Annotated in this window: 18 protein-coding genes; 10 read left to right on the top strand and 8 right to left on the bottom strand. The window is 41.2% G+C overall.

Going from position 1 to position 16,479, the window contains the following annotated elements; all coding sequences use genetic code 11:
- Positions 1-70: 70 nt before the first annotated feature.
- Complete coding sequence (locus HWQ58_RS20045) at positions 71-211, bottom strand: hypothetical protein (protein WP_292866399.1); 141 nt, start codon at positions 209-211, stop codon at positions 71-73.
- Here HWQ58_RS20045 and HWQ58_RS20040 point away from each other — a divergent pair.
- From HWQ58_RS20040 to HWQ58_RS20030, 3 genes are all read left to right on the top strand, one after another.
- On the top strand, positions 211-477 hold the full coding sequence (locus tag HWQ58_RS20040) for a type I restriction-modification system subunit M N-terminal domain-containing protein (protein WP_292866396.1): 267 nt from the start codon (positions 211-213) through the stop codon (positions 475-477). The genes HWQ58_RS20045 and HWQ58_RS20040 overlap by 1 nt on opposite strands.
- A 132-nt stretch (positions 478-609) precedes the next feature.
- Positions 610-843 (top strand): hypothetical protein, encoded by a 234-nt coding sequence (locus HWQ58_RS20035; protein ID WP_292866392.1) that lies wholly within the window; start codon positions 610-612, stop codon positions 841-843.
- Entirely contained in the window at positions 822-968 is a 147-nt protein-coding gene (locus HWQ58_RS20030; RefSeq protein WP_292866390.1) for a hypothetical protein, read from the top strand. The genes HWQ58_RS20035 and HWQ58_RS20030 overlap by 22 nt, the downstream gene beginning before the upstream one ends.
- A gap of 432 nt (positions 969-1,400) precedes the next feature.
- Here the strand turns inward: HWQ58_RS20030 and HWQ58_RS20025 are convergent, their stop codons facing one another.
- Together HWQ58_RS20025 and HWQ58_RS20020 are read right to left on the bottom strand one after the other, a co-directional pair.
- On the bottom strand, positions 1,401-2,309 hold the full coding sequence (locus HWQ58_RS20025; RefSeq protein ID WP_292866389.1) for a glycosyltransferase family 2 protein: 909 nt from the start codon (positions 2,307-2,309) through the stop codon (positions 1,401-1,403).
- Between the two features lie 126 nt (positions 2,310-2,435).
- Complete coding sequence (locus HWQ58_RS20020) at positions 2,436-3,278, bottom strand: HpsJ family protein (RefSeq protein WP_292866386.1); 843 nt, start codon at positions 3,276-3,278, stop codon at positions 2,436-2,438.
- Positions 3,279-4,278: 1,000 nt separating this feature from the next.
- Here HWQ58_RS20020 and HWQ58_RS20015 point away from each other — a divergent pair.
- A complete protein-coding gene (locus HWQ58_RS20015) occupies positions 4,279-4,926 on the top strand; it encodes a glycoside hydrolase family protein (RefSeq protein WP_292866383.1) in 648 nt (215 codons plus the stop codon).
- 17 nt (positions 4,927-4,943) lie between these two features.
- Here HWQ58_RS20015 and menH read toward each other — a convergent pair whose 3' ends face one another.
- The 5 genes from menH to metG all read right to left on the bottom strand — a co-directional run bounded on the left by menH (position 4,944) and on the right by metG (position 10,092).
- Positions 4,944-5,762, bottom strand: a complete 819-nt coding sequence (menH, locus tag HWQ58_RS20010; RefSeq protein WP_292866380.1) for a 2-succinyl-6-hydroxy-2,4-cyclohexadiene-1-carboxylate synthase — start codon at positions 5,760-5,762, stop codon at positions 4,944-4,946.
- Positions 5,763-5,994: 232 nt separating this feature from the next.
- The gene (locus HWQ58_RS20005; RefSeq protein ID WP_292866377.1) at positions 5,995-6,396 is read right to left on the bottom strand and encodes a metal-sensitive transcriptional regulator; all 402 of its coding nucleotides are present in this window, start codon (positions 6,394-6,396) and stop codon (positions 5,995-5,997) included.
- Positions 6,397-6,492: 96 nt separating this feature from the next.
- Complete coding sequence (lptC, locus tag HWQ58_RS20000; protein ID WP_292866374.1) at positions 6,493-7,692, bottom strand: LPS export ABC transporter periplasmic protein LptC; 1,200 nt, start codon at positions 7,690-7,692, stop codon at positions 6,493-6,495.
- Positions 7,692-8,321, bottom strand: a complete 630-nt coding sequence (locus tag HWQ58_RS19995; RefSeq protein WP_094348455.1) for an NYN domain-containing protein — start codon at positions 8,319-8,321, stop codon at positions 7,692-7,694. The genes lptC and HWQ58_RS19995 overlap by 1 nt, the downstream gene beginning before the upstream one ends.
- A gap of 166 nt (positions 8,322-8,487) precedes the next feature.
- The gene (gene metG / locus HWQ58_RS19990) at positions 8,488-10,092 is read right to left on the bottom strand and encodes a methionine--tRNA ligase (RefSeq protein WP_292866371.1); all 1,605 of its coding nucleotides are present in this window, start codon (positions 10,090-10,092) and stop codon (positions 8,488-8,490) included.
- 379 nt (positions 10,093-10,471) lie between these two features.
- On the opposite strand from metG, the gene HWQ58_RS19985 reads away from it, so the two are divergent.
- The 6 genes from HWQ58_RS19985 to HWQ58_RS19960 all read left to right on the top strand — a co-directional run bounded on the left by HWQ58_RS19985 (position 10,472) and on the right by HWQ58_RS19960 (position 16,346).
- Positions 10,472-11,197 (top strand): 1-acyl-sn-glycerol-3-phosphate acyltransferase, encoded by a 726-nt coding sequence (locus HWQ58_RS19985; RefSeq protein WP_292866368.1) that lies wholly within the window; start codon positions 10,472-10,474, stop codon positions 11,195-11,197.
- A 185-nt stretch (positions 11,198-11,382) separates the two neighbouring features.
- A complete protein-coding gene (locus tag HWQ58_RS19980) occupies positions 11,383-12,201 on the top strand; it encodes an alpha/beta hydrolase (RefSeq protein ID WP_292866365.1) in 819 nt (272 codons plus the stop codon).
- A 152-nt stretch (positions 12,202-12,353) separates the two neighbouring features.
- Positions 12,354-12,590 (top strand): hypothetical protein, encoded by a 237-nt coding sequence (locus HWQ58_RS19975; RefSeq protein WP_292866362.1) that lies wholly within the window; start codon positions 12,354-12,356, stop codon positions 12,588-12,590.
- Entirely contained in the window at positions 12,587-12,934 is a 348-nt protein-coding gene (locus tag HWQ58_RS19970; RefSeq protein ID WP_292866359.1) for a type II toxin-antitoxin system PemK/MazF family toxin, read from the top strand. The genes HWQ58_RS19975 and HWQ58_RS19970 overlap by 4 nt, the downstream gene beginning before the upstream one ends.
- A gap of 152 nt (positions 12,935-13,086) precedes the next feature.
- Positions 13,087-14,253, top strand: a complete 1,167-nt coding sequence (locus HWQ58_RS19965) for an EcsC family protein (protein ID WP_292866356.1) — start codon at positions 13,087-13,089, stop codon at positions 14,251-14,253.
- A 611-nt stretch (positions 14,254-14,864) separates the two neighbouring features.
- Complete coding sequence (locus HWQ58_RS19960) at positions 14,865-16,346, top strand: leucyl aminopeptidase (RefSeq protein ID WP_292866354.1); 1,482 nt, start codon at positions 14,865-14,867, stop codon at positions 16,344-16,346.
- Positions 16,347-16,479 lie beyond the last annotated feature (133 nt).

Raw genomic sequence — 16,479 nt, 5'->3', positions numbered from 1 at the left:
ATTCGCGAAAAAATACACCTCATAACTGTAATATACTCAAGCTTTGGGATTTTTCGCAGCGATGCATTCATCAGGTAGACAACAGGTGAGGCTTGCATGATGGCTGGAAGTAAGCAACCAAATATGAATTTGAGCCTGTCTTCACAGCGATCGCCATCTCAAAAATATATAATTCTTCGTTACTAATGAAACTACCTGTAGCATCACTCAATGGCTAACGAATTCTCAACCATCGTTCAAAAACTCTGGAACTACTGCAATGTCCTCCGAGATGATGGCGTTAGCTACAGTGACTATGTAGAACAGCTTACCTATTTGCTGTTCCTGAAGATGGTTGAAGAACAAAAGCAACTTCCCCCACCTTTGGGCAAACGTTCCACTATACCCCCAGAATACAGTTGGGAAGCACTGCGATCGCAAGATGGTGATGCTTTAGAAACCCAGTACTGCCACACCTTAGAAAACCTGGTTCATTAGGGGTGTAAGGGTTTAAGGGTTTAAGGGTGTAAGGGTGTAAGGTGAAGTCCTTTGGATTGAAACCCCGGACAACACGGTTGCCCCAAGGGGCAGGGCTTTTGACCCAAGGGTGGTTGGGGCTAGTTCTTCACCATGCAACCCCTACACCCCTACACCCCCACACCCGCCCCAACGGGGCTTGGTAAAGAAAAAGGACTATTGGGCGTTATCTTTCGCAAATCACAAAACAAAATTCAAGACCCCGCCAAACTCAAGCGATTGGTAGAACTCATCAACTCAGAAACTTGGATTGGTTTAGATATCGGAACCTCTATCTACACAGTGTTGCTGGCGATGACAGTCCAGTGGAAGCCAAAGATAGCTTGATGGCAGATCCAGGCGATCGCTTTGAATTAGTATTAACAAATCCACCTTTCGGTAAAAAAAAGCAGCATCACCGTTTTCAACGACGATGGCAAAGCAGACAAAGAAAAAGTCGTTTATCGCCGTGATGACTTTTGGGCTACCACATCTAACAAACAGCTAAACTTCCTCCAGCACGTCAAAACCCTACTGCAAATCAACGGTAAAGGTAAAATTTTATGTTCTGTTAAAAATATTAATTTATTAAGTATTTCCAATAAATAAATTATCCATCTTGTGGAGTGAGTATCCTGCCCGCCCTGAATATAGAACCCACTAGAAAGTTTGGAATTTTGATCTAGTGGTCTGTCAAATTCATTTTGACGGTTAGAGAGACGCGATAAATCGCCGTCTCTACAGGGAATATATCTATCAATTATTTATTGACAGACTACTAGTCTTGAATCATGAAAAACAAGATCCCCGACAACTTTTACGAAGTCAGGGATCTGTATAGCACGTCTGTGCGCCTATGATTTTGCGATCGCTATACAGCAAATCCTTCTAATCTCCAGTCCTCTTCACGCCGCATCAACCTGTGTAGTTTCAGAATCCGCGCACTGCACCTGTTGCGTACTCTCTTGTACCAAAATTGCTGTTGTATCTAAATTAGGTTTTGGTAGATACTTCATTTCCCAGACTTTGAGCAAAATCAGGTATTCGTAGAATGCCTGCAATGTACACCAAGCGACTCCAGCGCGTCCATCTAAACATCCGCCTAAAATAAAATACATATATACAAACCGTAGCAACGGCCTGGCGGGCAAACGCAAAGACAAATCTTTCAGGGCACGCCGTCTTTCGACTTCCGATTTACCAAAGAATAAATCTTGCCAGTTAACCTTACCCTGTTCTAGCTGATACAACGTTTCTTGAGCTTCATCCGTAGAATAACGGTTGTGCTTGTCAATCCAGCGGCTCAAACCTTTGCTGCAAGTGTAGTGTGGGTATGTTTCTTTTAAAAAACTAGTTGCACCCTCACAAACTTCCCGCTCAGTATGACCGTAGTCTGTAAACCACACTTTTCCGTGGCGGAAGAGTCGCATTTGGTAACGGGGATACTGTGTGCTGTAGCGAATCCAACGATTCATGAACATGACGCGTTCAGCCACATAGTAACCGATGTAGTCTGGATTCTGACTTGCCTTTTCGCATTCCGCAAACAGTTCTGGTGTCATCCGCTCGTCAGCTTCGAGAATGTAAACCCATTGATGCTTCGGGGGTATAGACTCTAACATCCAGGTGCGTTGGCGGCCGTGGCTTTCAAAAGCGTGTTGGACAACGCGGATGGGATAGCGACTGGCGATTTCCACAGTGCGATCGCTACTGCATGAATCCACAACAATGATGTCATCTGATAACATCGCCGATTCGATACAAGCAGCAATATCTAGTTCTTCGTTATATGTCAGTATGTAAATTGAGAACATTACTCAAGTTTTATAGTGATTTTACTCAGTGATAATTGCCTTTTTATTGTTATTAGCTATTAGGCGCATGGCAGTATAATCCGTCAATAATTTTTGGATACATCCTACTGCCATGCCAATAGTGGATTAGCGTGCGGCAGTTCTAGGTTTACCACCTTGTACAGCACCCCTACCTCTTAAGCCTGTCCAGCCGATGATAATGTAACCAATGGACAATAGCAAACTGCTAATACCAATCCGCAGTCCAGACTTCCAAGCAGTATCTTTAGCTTGTTGCAGTGCTTCGTCTCGGCGCTGGCGAAGTTGGCTCAGTTGTTGAGTTTGCAGCGTTTGAACATCTGTTTGTTGTTCGATAGCTTTGTCAAGTACTTGGGGATTTGTTTTAGCCTTCTTGAGTAACTCTTTTATATTTGCGGGAATTTGAGGGCTTTCAATTGCTTGTTTATATTTTTGGTCATCTTTGAGGATTTCACTAAACTGAGCTTTGGTTTGGTTTCGCAGCTGGTCTAGTTGCGCTTTTCCTTGATCAGTATTCAGTTGTGCTTGCAATTGCGATAACCGAGTGTTCAGTTGATTTTCTGCTTGGTCTGCTTCTTGAGTGATTCGGTTGAGTGTTTGAGCCTTGGCTTGATTGACGTTATTTAGGTGCAGGGGAAAAATCAGCAAGAACATCAACCCTAAAATACTTGAGATAATCACCGCAGGAAATCTTAAATCGATACCTTGGGGGCGATCGCTTGCGGCATCAGCATTTTCAATCCAATAGGCAGCAAATAGAAGCCCCAAACCGACTAGAGGAACAATTCCTCGATCAACGAGCGCGGTTCCCAAATTGATTTGCCATACCCGATCGGTGGGTTGAAAGGGTAACAACAGAATCAAAAAGTCAACGAAAAAGGACAAAATGCAGATTATTCCAACTACCTTAAGTGTGAGAGCAGTACTCACGGAAGTAAAACGGTTAACCATAGTTTTTCAAACTGGTGGTGAATAGGAGTGATTTTCATATTTCAAGCTACTTGAATATTGTGCCCATGACTATGACTATTGTGTAAAAACACAAAGCAGATTCAATATTGGTAAAGGCTATCTGCCTCTTGGTTTTCAACTAGACCACAGTAACATTTGTTATCTACGGTGTCTTCAGAAAATTCCTGGTATTTTAAGATACGAAGTTGATGCGGGGCTAAAAGAACAGACTCATTAATTACCCAATCTCCCTGATTGCAGTTCTCAATCAGTCGTAATACAGACCTTTTGTAGGGGATCGCAGTTGTGCGTTGGTGTCAACTTCAATTGAAATCTTTGCAATGAGGTTGAGGCAGGAGGTAAAAACTCTTTATAAGTAATCGGACAGAAATATTTACACATTAGGTTTTAGGCTGGATAAGGGTTTCATCTCATGTCCGCTTGATTACTTATCAAACCCGAATCACCCCACCCTGCCAAAGCTACGCTTTGTTTCCCCTCCCCGCAAGCGGAGGGAATTAAGGGGAGCCAGCGCGGTCAACTCCTGCGGGGAGACGATGCCGCGCATAGCGCCGGCGGCAAGCGAGTCAACTCCTGCGGGGAGACGCCAAGGGCGAACGAGCGTCTGGGGGTTTCCCCCATGAGCGACTGGCGTGTGGGGTGCAATGACTGTGGGAATCATAACTAATTATGCGGACACGATATCAGGTCAAAATTTATGTAATTAATTTTGTCTTACTACTTATTTGATGCGTAAGTCCTGCATTTTGTATTTCAGTTACTTACAAACTTCTGTATTTATACTGTTTTTTGCTAATTCCGAAAAAAATGAGCAAACCGGAAATAATAACTAACAATCAGGTGTGAACTTTACTAGAATCAGTTCGTCGGTGATTTTTGTTAGCAAAAAGAGTGAATTTGAAGGAGTCAGACTCTGAAAGGCTTTGAATTCAAAGGTGTTGAAAAACTTATTGGCCCAATAGCCGCGCTTCTCGGCTTTGTGTATTTGTTGCAATGGTATATTGGAGACTTGCGATCGCCTTCCGATCCCATCTTTGAAAATAAACAGCCGCCTTTGGTGATGAAACAGGGCGACCCTTATATCCGCGCTTTAATGCGAACTATCTCGGCAAGTGAGGCTAGTGGAAAGCGTCCCTATTCACTGTTGTATGGGGGACAGCAAGTCAACGACCTCAGCCGACATCCTGAGATATGCGTCACAATTATCACAGGCCCCAACACAGGTAATTGTTCTACCGCTGCTGGCAGATATCAAATTATCAACATTACTTGGTATCGTTTAGCCCCTCGTTATCACCCAAAGCCGATGCAGATGATGTTTTGGACTGCTTATAGTTTTGAAGCAGAATATCAAGATGTAGTAGTTTACCGTTGGTTAAATGATTCTAAAGTTTGGGGAGCTGATATTTCGCAACTGTTACGTCAGGGAAAGTTAAATGATGTTTTGCGGCGACTCTCTCCCACCTGGACAAGTCTAGGATATGGCATAGAGACTAATTCTGTTAGTAACTCTTTGCCTAAAGTTTATCAGAAAATGTTGCAAGAAGAATTGACCGCAGCGAAGCAACCAACAGCCCCAAATTTGCCACCATCCCCAACTCCTTCTAGCAAGGCAGTAAAGAAGTAGTGAGGTTATCTTAATTTTTAATTTGCTGCGGACAAAAAATTTTTAATATTTTCCACAAATGCCAAGGTATTTTCAAAGTGGATATTGTGTCCAGTATTACTAATTATTTTTATCTGAGTAAATTCACATATTTTAGCCATTTCTGTATTAATAGATATAAATTTTTGATCGTATTCACCGACTAGTAAAAGCATGGGAATTGTATTGCATTTTAGCTTTTCCCATAAAGAAGGTTGGCATCCAGTACCCAGAAAGCGCAGTGATTTATCTAATTCTTGTGGATTGTTCTGCAACCGACTTTCTACCATGCGATCGTACTCTGAATGATTTTTTATATAACCAAAAATTGGTTGATTATACCAGTTTGATAAAAAAACGGCAAAATCACTTTTTTCAAAAATTCTTGTTAATTTTCTACCTATTTGTGTATCAAATTTAATCCGTTCTAATTGTTCTGCTGCTGTTGGTAAACCTGGGGAAGCTGACTCTAGCACAACTTTATGAAAACGTTCTGGAAAATGCAGGGCTAGGTATAAAGCCAATCTTCCACCCATTGAATAACCAACTAAAAAGCATTTATAAATTTTTAATTCATCTAATAAGTTGATTAAAGCATCAGCAGTGTTTGCCATTGTATAGTACTCGTCCTCACTCAAAACTTGAGTTTTGCCATGTCCGGGGAGGTCAAGTGTTAAACAGTAAAATTCATTAAATAGTAATTTTATGGCTTCATCAAATTCATCAATGTTTCCCATGAAGCCATGCAAGAAAAAAATTAGTGGTTGATCTAAAGTGCCAGTTAAAGAATAATGAAATTGATAATTTTTTAAAATCATAGTCTAGCTAAAAACCATCGTAATTGCACAACATATTATCTGATAAAATAAGCTTTTACCTCCTTCACTCCTAGAAAAAGTGAACAAAAGAAAGTCTATAAAAATAGGTTGTTTACTAGTTTGCAATCTGATGTTGCTAGAGTGAATGTTACGATGCACTATTAAATTTTGATGTATTGCTGCTAGTGCATCAGCAATTTGGCAAATGCATTTTACATTATTTTTCTAATTTTTAAGGCAAAAATCGATCTAAAGCAGCTTTTAACTGTTTAATTTCAACGTCAATATTACCTTCTTGTGCGGCTCTACCAATACACTCAGTTAAATGTTCATCCAAAACAATTCGCGCTACCCGATCCAACGCGCCTCGCACTGCGGCAATTTGCAGTAGAACATCAGGACAAGGGGCACTTTGCTGCACCATTGACTTAATACCTCGAACATGTCCTTCTATACGCGATAATCGATTGACAATTCGCCGTAAAGACTCTTCGCTATGGATATGAGGATGAGCTGACTCTCCAGTTCCATGAGTACGATCTGTATGCTCGTGGTCTGTATCGTGATGGTGGGAATGTTCTACTTGCTGGGATGTTGGCAAGGATTCCTTACCTAATCGGTTTGATCCATTCATGGGCTATCAAAAGACTTGTATTACTAAGATCCTAGTCTAGTACTCGACTAACCCAAAATTTATGGGTGAAGGTGGGCCCCATTCACCCTAACTTTACTACTGACGCTTGGCTCTTTCTTGAGGAATAATCTCCGTTACTACCCTACCGCTAGAACTGCCACCTTTGACAAGAATATTTTCTGTTTGCAGATTACCAACTGCTGTTTCACCCACAAAATTTAATGGTGGGTCAATTTGTTGATAAACAACATTTCCTTGAGCTTCAACTAACTTATTGTCTAAATACCAAGTTAGTGTATTGGCTCTTAGAGACTGGCGACGCTGACCAACGGCGTTGACATTACCTGTTAAATAAACGGTTTTTTGTGGTATTTTCATTTCACCTTGATTAGCTGTCACTGTAACGTTTTCGGCACGCTGGAACATTCGCGTCGGCGAGTTTGTGGTGACAGTTTCTGCGTTCATGTTCCAGGTCATAGAGTTACTAGCTATTTGCAGTGGTGGGTCTAGCAATTCTAGTTGAGCATTTTTTTGGACAGTGGCAATTTTTGTTTTTAAGTTGACTTCGGCAGAATTTCCCTTACCGCGATCGCTAATTTTATTATCTTTGTAGCGGTCAATTTCTAGGGGGCGATCGCCAATCAGTTTTTCTTCTTTAATATTCCAGATTAAATGTTCAGTTCTCACTTGCATCTGGGGATCGATAGAATTTGCTACTACTCCTCCAGAAAATTCCATCCGCTGTTCGCGGGTTTTAACTCGCACTTCCTGCGCTACTGCTTGTAATTTTTTATGAGTACCGTTAATCTTGTTACGAACAATCAACAAATCTTCTTTGGGACGCCATTCTAATTCATTACCTTGCAACACAATCCCATTATTAGGATCTGTGGCAAATATTTTACCTTTAAGAAACAACTGTTTCCCATCTTGTTCAATATCTGCTACATCTGCCTTGATTTGGTAAACAATTTTGCCATCTTGATATAGTTCACCATAAGGACTTTCAGCCTGACCAATTTGTTTTTCTTTGGTATATTTTGCCCGTTTAGCCCTGACTTTCCAAATTGGTCTTCCCACTTCATCTGCTTGTTCTAGAGTGACATCAAAGAAAGTCAAATTGCTATCTGGATTAGATGAATCCGCAGTGTTTTGTTGGGAAGCTGGTGGGGATTTGCCCCCGCAGGCGACTAAACCAAATATTAATAAAAGTAAAATAAGAAACGAGGGAGTGGAGGAGAAATTTTGAATTTTTCTTTTTCTCCATCTCCCTCTTTTATGAAATTGATACGCCATTATTCTTGGATTTCTAGGTGTCCATCACTAGTTCTGGGGTCTTCCAAAAAACCGATACCAGATAACGGTCGGTATGGATAGCTTTGGCGAGGGGTTTTTTGAATATCTTCTTTGATAGCTTCTAAATCAATGTAGCGATCGCTTACATTAATTAAGCTGTCGCTGGTCATCGACCGCAAGCTCACTACTTCTACCCGCACGCCACGATAGCTGACTGAATTTACCGCATAAGCCAAATCCCCATCACCGCTAACTAAAACTGCGGTATCATAAGAATCTACTAGTGCCATCATGTCTACTGCTATTTCTACATCCAGGTTAGCTTTTTTCGATCCATCTGGTAGCTGGACTAAATCCTTAGCAATGACTCGATAGCCATTGCGACGCATCCACAGCAGAAACCCCTGTTGCTTCTCGTTTGTCCGATCTACACCAGTGTAGAAAAAGGAACGCAGTAATCTAGAACCTCCTGTTAATCGACATAATAACTTCGTGTAATCTATTTCAATACCTAGTTGCAGTGCAGCATAAAATAAATTTGAGCCATCAATAAATATGGCGACCCTACCCCGATTCTCTAAAACTTGTTCTGGCGTAAATATTGAATCGTTTTCCAAATTATTCAACATCATTGTGATACCTCAATTTTTATCCCTGTTATTTTTGATACAAATTACCAACTTTTAGATGCTAGTCACAGCGGCTTATGATAATGTTCAGCGGCTAATTTAAATTGAGCCACGATAAATTTTGTGAGAAAATAAAAGATTGAACAAAATCAGAATTTGATAAGGACTAATCGTTTTTCGGGGGTTCTATTCGCTTAAAAATCGGTTGGGGTGTACCCAACTGTTGTTTGCTCGATAGTAGACCCCATGTAGAATGGGTTGCAAAAGGAGCAGTAACTGAACTTTGTTTTTGATCGTTAAAATCTATTCTGAAGCCTAGCTGCTGATAAATATCGCTACTAATGTTCGGAATAATTGGGGATAGCAGATAAGCTGCTAGTCTAACTGATTCTAGAACTGCGTAGAGAACCTTTTCCACCGACTCCTGCTGTCCCTGTTTATATAATGACCAAGGAGCTTGTTCATCAATAAATTTATTACTGGCTTGCGCCAGTGAAAGAATAGCCTCACAAGCTTGACTGAAAGCTAGCTCCTGGTATGCTTGTTTCACCTGTTCCCCTAGACGTAAACCAATGGCTTTCAAAGGATTTTCGTCAGGAATCGCTTCATTGCCGATTGATGGTACTTTATTCTCACCACAGTACTTTTTCACCATGCTCAAAGTGCGATTAAGCAAATTACCTAAATCATTTGCTAAATCTGCATTCAGAACATTAATGAACCTAACTTCATTAAAATCTCCATCTTTGCCAAATTCGATTTCCTTAAGGAAGTAATAACGAACGGCATCACTACCATAGCTCTTAACTAATGCCACAGGATCAAGGGTATTACCCAGACTTTTGCCCATCTTTAGACCATCTTTAGTCAAAAAGCCATGCCCAAATACTCTTTCTGGCAAGGGTAGGCTAGCTGACAACAGCATTGCTGGCCAGTAAACTGCATGGAAGCGCAGAATATCTTTACCAATTAGGTGCAGGTTAATCGGCCACCATGTTTCTAAAGCATTTGCTAAAGTCGGTTCTGCATCTGGTTCTAGTAATGCTGTGACATAACCTAGCAGCGCATCAAACCAGACATAAAGAGTGTGCTTGGGATCGACTGGTACGGGAAAACCCCAATCTAAATTCACCCGTGAAATGGAAAAGTCTTGCAGTCCTTGATTGACAAAGCTCAGGACTTCGTTACGCCGACTTTCTGGTTGAATAAAATCCGGTTTAGATTGATAAAATTCTGTCAGCTTAGTTTGATATTTGGATAAGCGGAAAAAATAGTTTTGTTCGTCTCGCCACTCCACTTCTTTGTTAGTATGAATTGGGCAACGGTGTCCTTCTAGCAGATCCCGTTCTTCTTTGAATTCTTCGCAGGATACGCAGTACCATCCTTGTTGTTGTCCCTGGTAAATATCACCAGATTCCCAGACTCGCTCAAAGAATTCTTTAACGATCGCTTCATGACGAGGCGCAGTAGTCCGACTAAAGCGATCGTATTGAATGTCTAATAATTGCCATAAACTCACAAAACTAGGGACAATTTCATCACAAAATTCTTGTGGCGCTTTCCCTAAACTTTCTGCCGATCGCTGAATTTTTTGCCCATGTTCATCTGTACCTGTAATTAGTAATACTTGATGTCCCAGTAGCCTCTGAAATCGCGCCACTACATCGGCTGCGATCGTCGTATAAGCACTGCCTATATGAGGGACATCGTTTACATAATATAGGGGTGTAGTCAGCGCAAATGTCAATTTTTTTTTATTCACTAGATTCATGCAAAATCAAAATTAACTTATTAAAACGTTCTACATCTTAGCTTTGAGGGACAAAACCACGTAATTATACAATATTATTACTATTTTTTCCAAAAACATCTTCATACTAGCAAATTTATCAAGTCCAGAATTGTTTGGTAATATGCATCAATTAAATTCATTTTTACCTAAAAAATGGAAATTAACTAATCATAATTTTTTTGAATAGTTTCTATTAGATATTCTTGTGTTCAAAAATACATAATTGAAAACCCGGAAAATCTAGTTAATTTTGTAGATTAGATATTTCTATCTTAAGACGGTCATGTCATTAGTAAAGAAATGTAAAAATTAGATTAAGACAAATTGCCATATTTACCGGAAAATATATTGATTAGGTATGAGTGGAAATAGCCCCCTAGAGATTTCTCGCGCTTTGGTGGCGGCATTCTCAACGAAAATGTTCCGCTATTACGAAGACCGTATTCCCCAGGATGCGAGCGTTTTGGTAGTCAGCAATCACCGCAGCTTTATGGATGCACTGATTTTAATGGCGGCGTTATCGAGTCCGATTCGCTTTGCTTGCCATCACTACATGGGACAAGTTCCAGTCATGCGAGAGATTGTCACCGGTCAATTGGGGTGTTTTCCTTTGGAAGATACTCAAAACCGCCAGCAAAGCTTTTTTTCGCAGTCACAGGTGCTATTGCAGTCCAAGCAGATGGTGGGAGTATTTCCAGAAGGGACTGCACCAATGGTGAAATTTACTCAGCCAAACCAACTGGGTGAGTTCCAGCGGGGATTTGCCCATTTGGCATTGCGAGCGAATGTGCAAGATTTAGCTATTTTGCCGATCGCGATCGCATCCTTAGAAGAAGTAAACACTAATGGCTTCCCATTAAGACTTTTGAGTGTATTCGACCCTTCAGAACCTTTATTTAATCAAGGTGGTTGGCATCCTTTGGTAATTTATCGTCGAGTTGCGGTGTTAATCGGTCGTCCTTATTGGATTACGCCCCAACATCATAAAAAATATCATGGCAAACAAGCCAGAACTGTTGTAGCTGAACTGACAGAACACTGTCACGGCGAAATTAGCAATTTACTGCGTCAAGGTTGCTATTAGAGCCATTAGATTTGGGATTTTGGATTGTCTCCACGACTTTCAGTAGCTTGTTCCGAAACTTTTTTGTTTTTGGTCAAAAATACCGAAGCTCGTAAATGCAACAATCAGCAGTCCAAAAGTTTTATACCATTGACTAATGACCAATGACCAATGACAAATGACAAATGACCAATGACAAATGACCAATGACTATCACAGAAGTTGAGCTAAACCCTTGTTTTCTGACTCCCAAACGAGTACAGCCAGAGTATCCGTTGCTGGTATATTTGCCAGGAATGGATGGAACTGGTCAACTATTGCGATCGCAAACCGCAGGATTAGAAGCTGGCTTTGATGTCCGTTGTTTGGCGCTCCCCCGGAAAGACCTGAACACTTGGGATGTACTCACCAAGAGTGTACTGGACTTGATCGACGCCGAATTAGAAAAAAGCTCTCACAGGCCAGTTTACTTGTGTGGTGAGTCCTTTGGTGGTTGCTTGGCAATGAAAGTGGCAATCCAAGCACCCGATTTATTTAAGCGAATTATCCTAATTAACCCAGCTTCAGCCTTTCAGCTTCGCCCTTGGTTAAGTTGGGCATCCCAGCTAACTTACTTAATTCCATCAGGATTGTATGATGTTGGCGCACTGGGGTTATTGCCATTTTTAGCATCTTTGTCACGCATTTCTCAGAGCGATCGCCACGATTTGCTGAAAACTATGCGTTCTGTCCCAGTAGAAACCGTTCTTTGGCGGTTGTCTTTACTGCGAGAGTTTCATGTTGATGAGGAACAGTTAAGGCGTTTAACTCAACCAGTTTTGTTGATTGCTGGTGCTAGCGATCGCCTTTTGCCTTCTGTAAGTGAAGTCAACCGGATAGCGAATATCCTACCAAATAACAAGATTGTAGTGTTGCCCAATTGTGGACACGCTTGCTTGCTAGAGCAAGATACTAATCTCTATGAAATTCTTAAGGATAACGACTTTTTAGAAAGTAAAGCTGATAAAGGTAGACTTAAAAAGTAAAAAGTGTGCCATACATAAATTCAGAGAGTTTACAACCTTGACTTTACCTTCTTACCAAAGAAGGTAAAGTCAAGGACAGCTAATATCTCGTCACCTTCAAATAATATTTGCGTCCTGAAAAAACTTAACTACATATTTTTGGAGACTCTTAAATGGTTGCTCTCAAAGAATTCCTCAGCCTAGAATTAGACAAATTGAATGAAGAACAACTCAAACAAGTTAGTGATTTTATTGCCTTCCTCAAATTCCGCAGCAGAAATATTAGCTGGCAAATAGATAAAAATCAAATGGCTGCTCTTTACAGTGAATTTGCACAGGAAGATCGTCAACTAGCTGAGGCAGGATTAGATGAATATGCAGAACTACTTATACAAGAAGATTTGAAATGAGGGTTCAACGAGGTGAAGTATGGCTAGCCAATTTAGACCCTACCAAGGGTTCTGAACAAGGAGGCATAAGACCAGTTATTCTCTTTCAAGATAATATCGTCGCCGAATTCTCCACCACTATCATCACCATTCCTTTAACAACAAATTTGCGTCGTGCGTCTTTGCCAACCTGTTTATTAATTCAAAGTAGTGAAGGTGGATTAGAACGGGATTCAGTTGCTCTTTGCCACCAATTGCGGGTAATTGATAAAACAAGATTGCAAATAAAAGTGGGTGTTATGACTCCAGAAATACTCACTATTTTGGAAGGTAAAGTGTTGTTGACATTAGGTTATCAGTTGTAAAATTATAACCTCTGTCATCCATCTTATGTCTATAATTAAGGCTTAGAATAATTCCTATTTACTCTGAAGAATTGTACTTATCGAGAGATGTCAAAGCCCCTCAAACTTCGCTACAACCAAAATAGAGAGGCTTTACAAGATGGTGTCAAGCAATGGCAGACAAACCCCAAGAAATAGAAGTGAATAAATTAGTTAATTCACCCAGAGAAACTTCAGAAGTAAAAATCGAGGCTCAATCATCAGTAGAAAATGAACCGTCTGTATTAGAGTCTTTGATTAAAACTGTTGCTCAGACTGGCAAAGCAATTTTAGACACAGCAATAGGGGTGGGAGAAGCAAGGGCAAAAGAAACACACAAATTAATTGAGCAAACAACTCAAACCAGCGGTCAGGTTGTGAATCACCTCAGCGAAAATTGGCTGATTAGAAAACTATCTGGAGTATTAAATCTCAATTGGCTGATTAGTGATACTAACCTTGTTGATTTGGAAAAAGCAGAAGCAGCGGTAAACAAGCTTAAGAAACAGTATCCAAATGAATCACCCAGCCAGATTGCTCACCGAATCATGGTGGAAAAAGCCACTCAAGCAGCCACAGTTGGACTAGCCACTAGTTTTTTGCCAGGAATCGCAGTGGCATTGTTGGCAATTGATTTAACAGCCACAACAAAATTGCAGTCAGAAATGCTTTATCAAATTGCATCTGTCTACGGGTTAGATTTAAAAGATCCTGCCCGTAAAGGTGAAATTTTAGCAATTTTTGGCTTGGCTTTGGGTGGAGGGCGTTTGTTAAAAGCTGCGGGGTTAGGCTTGCTGCGAAATGTGCCCTTAGCGGGTGCAGTAATTGGAGCTAGTTCAAATGCAACGATGATCTATTCATTGGGGTACGCTGCTTGTCGATTTTACGAAACCAAGCTGGATGAATCTACTTCCCTGGCATCGCCACAGACATTAGCAACATTAAAAGCCGAAAGTGAAAAGTATCTAGAAAGTGCGATCGCTCAACAAGCTCTCATGGATCAAATCTTAGTTCACATGATCCTAGCTAGTCATCCAGAAAAGACTTGGCAAGAAATTTTACCAGAATTAAAAGCTCTAAACCTCAGTCCGACTTCGTTGGATGCCATTGCCCAAAATATCAAATCGCCCAAGCCTTTAAATGTATTGCTCAATCAACTGAATCGTGACTTTGCCATACCTTTGTTAGCTCAATGTTACAAAATTGCCCAGCTTGATAATCAGATTACAGCACCTGAGCAAAAAATAATCGAAGCGATCGCCAGCAAATTTGACATTGACACAAATAAAATTGGGGCATAGAGCATGGGGCATGGGGCAGGAGGTAAAAGAGTAGAGTTCATAGCTTCATTAACGAGTATCAAAGACTCATTAATGGAGTTCTGAGGTGGATTAACGAGTATCAAAGACTCGTTAATGGAGTTATGAGGTGGATTAATGAGTATCAAAGACTCAGTAATGGAGTTCTGAGGTGGATTAATGAGTATCAAAGACTCATTAATGGAGTTCTGAGGTGGATTAATGAGTATCAAAGACTCATTAATGGAGTTCTGAGGTGGATTAATGAGTATCAAAGACTCATTAATGGAGTTCTGAGGTGGATTAATGAGTATCAAAGACTCATTAATGGAGTTCTGAGGTGGATTAATGAGTATCAAAGACTCATTAATGGAGTTCTGAGGTGGATTAATGAGTATCAAAGACTCATTAATGGAGTTCTGAGGTGGATTAATCAGGCTCAAAGACTCTTAATGAGTGCTATTTATATTAATTCGTTAGACTTATACTTACTAACCCTTTCTCCCCAATGCTCAATGCCCAATTCCCCATGCCCAATCCCCACTCCCCTCACCATGAAACCAGAATTTTGAGCAATACTGGTACAAGAAGGAATATTTACACAAAATCCCAAAATGACAATTCAACCTAGTGATAAGCCTTTGCTAGAGTGGGCAGGCGATAGTTTGGCAATTGGATTATTTGAAGATGCAGTAGAGTTAACCGGAGAACTAGCTACTTTAGATCAAAAGTTTTCTGGGGTCTTAAAAGAACTGATTACTGAAGAAGAATTTAAAGGTAAAGCCAATAGCACTATTTTCACCCGTGTAAATGCTGGTAGCCCAGTGCGGAAATTGATTTTAGTAGGTTTAGGCAAACCAGAAGCACTAAAACTAGATACTCTGCGTCGTGCTGCTGCGGCTGTAGCCAGGGTAGGAAAAAAGCAAAAAAGCAAAATTCTCGGATTTAGCTTTCCATTGTGGAACAACGATCCAGCCGCGAGTGCTCAAGCGATCGCAGAAGGAGTGGAATTAGCACTTTATCAAGATATTCGTTTTAAATCCGAACCAGAAGATAAAGGTTCACAAATAGAAACCGTAGATTTACTAGGTTTCGGTGGACAAGAAGCTGCCATTACCCGCGCCAATCAAATTGTTTCCGGGGTAAATTTAGCACGGCAATTAGTAGCAGCGCCAGCCAACGCAGTCACACCAATTACTTTAGCGGAAACTGCTCAAGCGCTCGCTAAAGATTATGGTTTACAACTGGAAATTCTGGAACGAGAAGACTGTGAAAAGTTGGGCATGGGTGCATTTTTAGGAGTAGCCCAAGCTTCCGATTTGCCACCGAAATTCATTCATCTAACTTATAAGCCAGAAGGTACACCCAAAAAGAAATTAGCAATTATTGGCAAAGGTGTAACCTTCGACTCCGGCGGACTCAACATTAAAGGTGCTGGTAGCGGCATCGAAACCATGAAGATGGATATGGGGGGTGCAGCTGCTACCTTGGGGGCAGCAAAAGCAGTTGCTCAAATTAAGCCAGATGTTGAAGTTCACTTTATTTCGGCGGCGGCTGAAAACATGATTAGCGGTCACGCCATGCACCCTGGAGACATTCTCACAGCGTCAAATGGCAAAACAATTGAAGTAAACAACACCGACGCTGAAGGACGTTTGACCTTAGCAGATGCCTTGGTGTATGCCGACAAATTGGGCTTAGATGCGATCGTTGATTTAGCCACACTGACTGGTGCCAACGTCATTGCCTTGGGTGACGATATTGCTGGTTTGTACACTCCTGATGATGCTGTAGCCTCCCAGCTTGAAAAAGCTGCCCAAACTTCAGGGGAAAAGATTTGGCGGATGCCAATGGAAGAAAAATATTTTGAAGGGTTAAAGTCTGGTATTGCGGACATGAAAAATACAGGGCCGCGTCCAGGTGGTGCAATCACCGCTGCCCTTTTCCTCAAGGAATTCGTCAAACAAACCCCTTGGGCGCACATAGATATTGCTGGCCCAGTGTGGACAGATAAAGAAAATGGCTACAACGGCGCAGGGGCAACTGGCTACGGCGTTCGGACGCTAGTTGATTGGGTGCTGGGAAGTGGGGAATAGGGAGTAGGGGAGGCAGGGGAGCAGGGGAGCAGGAGAGACAAGGAGGACAAGGGGAATTATTGAACCAGTCTCTCCCTTATCTCTCCACTCTTCTTGGTCTACCTTGTCTCTTCTCCATGCCCAATGCCCAATG

The sequence above is a fragment of the Nostoc sp. LPT genome, from assembly GCF_017115165.1.
GTDB lineage: Bacteria > Cyanobacteriota > Cyanobacteriia > Cyanobacteriales > Nostocaceae > Nostoc.
Note: the sequence above shows the minus strand (reverse complement) of the source record. Positions and strands in the feature narration are given on the sequence as shown.

What these genes read in the sequence shown, in the direction of transcription:
- HWQ58_RS20040 (WP_292866396.1), top strand. Translation starts at nt 211, where the DNA reads ATGGCTAACGAATTCTCAACCATCGTTCAAAAACTCTGGAACTACTGC.
- HWQ58_RS20035 (WP_292866392.1), top strand. Translation starts at nt 610, where the DNA reads ATGCAACCCCTACACCCCTACACCCCCACACCCGCCCCAACGGGGCTT.
- HWQ58_RS20025 (WP_292866389.1), bottom strand. Translation starts at nt 2,309, where the DNA reads ATGTTCTCAATTTACATACTGACATATAACGAAGAACTAGATATTGCT.
- HWQ58_RS20020 (WP_292866386.1), bottom strand. Translation starts at nt 3,278, where the DNA reads ATGGTTAACCGTTTTACTTCCGTGAGTACTGCTCTCACACTTAAGGTA.
- menH (WP_292866380.1), bottom strand. Translation starts at nt 5,762, where the DNA reads ATGATTTTAAAAAATTATCAATTTCATTATTCTTTAACTGGCACTTTA.
- HWQ58_RS20005 (WP_292866377.1), bottom strand. Translation starts at nt 6,396, where the DNA reads ATGAATGGATCAAACCGATTAGGTAAGGAATCCTTGCCAACATCCCAG.
- lptC (WP_292866374.1), bottom strand. Translation starts at nt 7,692, where the DNA reads ATGGCGTATCAATTTCATAAAAGAGGGAGATGGAGAAAAAGAAAAATT.
- HWQ58_RS19995 (WP_094348455.1), bottom strand. Translation starts at nt 8,321, where the DNA reads ATGTTGAATAATTTGGAAAACGATTCAATATTTACGCCAGAACAAGTT.
- metG (WP_292866371.1), bottom strand. Translation starts at nt 10,092, where the DNA reads ATGAATCTAGTGAATAAAAAAAAATTGACATTTGCGCTGACTACACCC.
- HWQ58_RS19985 (WP_292866368.1), top strand. Translation starts at nt 10,472, where the DNA reads ATGAGTGGAAATAGCCCCCTAGAGATTTCTCGCGCTTTGGTGGCGGCA.
- HWQ58_RS19980 (WP_292866365.1), top strand. Translation starts at nt 11,383, where the DNA reads ATGACTATCACAGAAGTTGAGCTAAACCCTTGTTTTCTGACTCCCAAA.
- HWQ58_RS19975 (WP_292866362.1), top strand. Translation starts at nt 12,354, where the DNA reads ATGGTTGCTCTCAAAGAATTCCTCAGCCTAGAATTAGACAAATTGAAT.
- HWQ58_RS19970 (WP_292866359.1), top strand. Translation starts at nt 12,587, where the DNA reads ATGAGGGTTCAACGAGGTGAAGTATGGCTAGCCAATTTAGACCCTACC.
- HWQ58_RS19965 (WP_292866356.1), top strand. Translation starts at nt 13,087, where the DNA reads ATGGCAGACAAACCCCAAGAAATAGAAGTGAATAAATTAGTTAATTCA.
- HWQ58_RS19960 (WP_292866354.1), top strand. Translation starts at nt 14,865, where the DNA reads ATGACAATTCAACCTAGTGATAAGCCTTTGCTAGAGTGGGCAGGCGAT.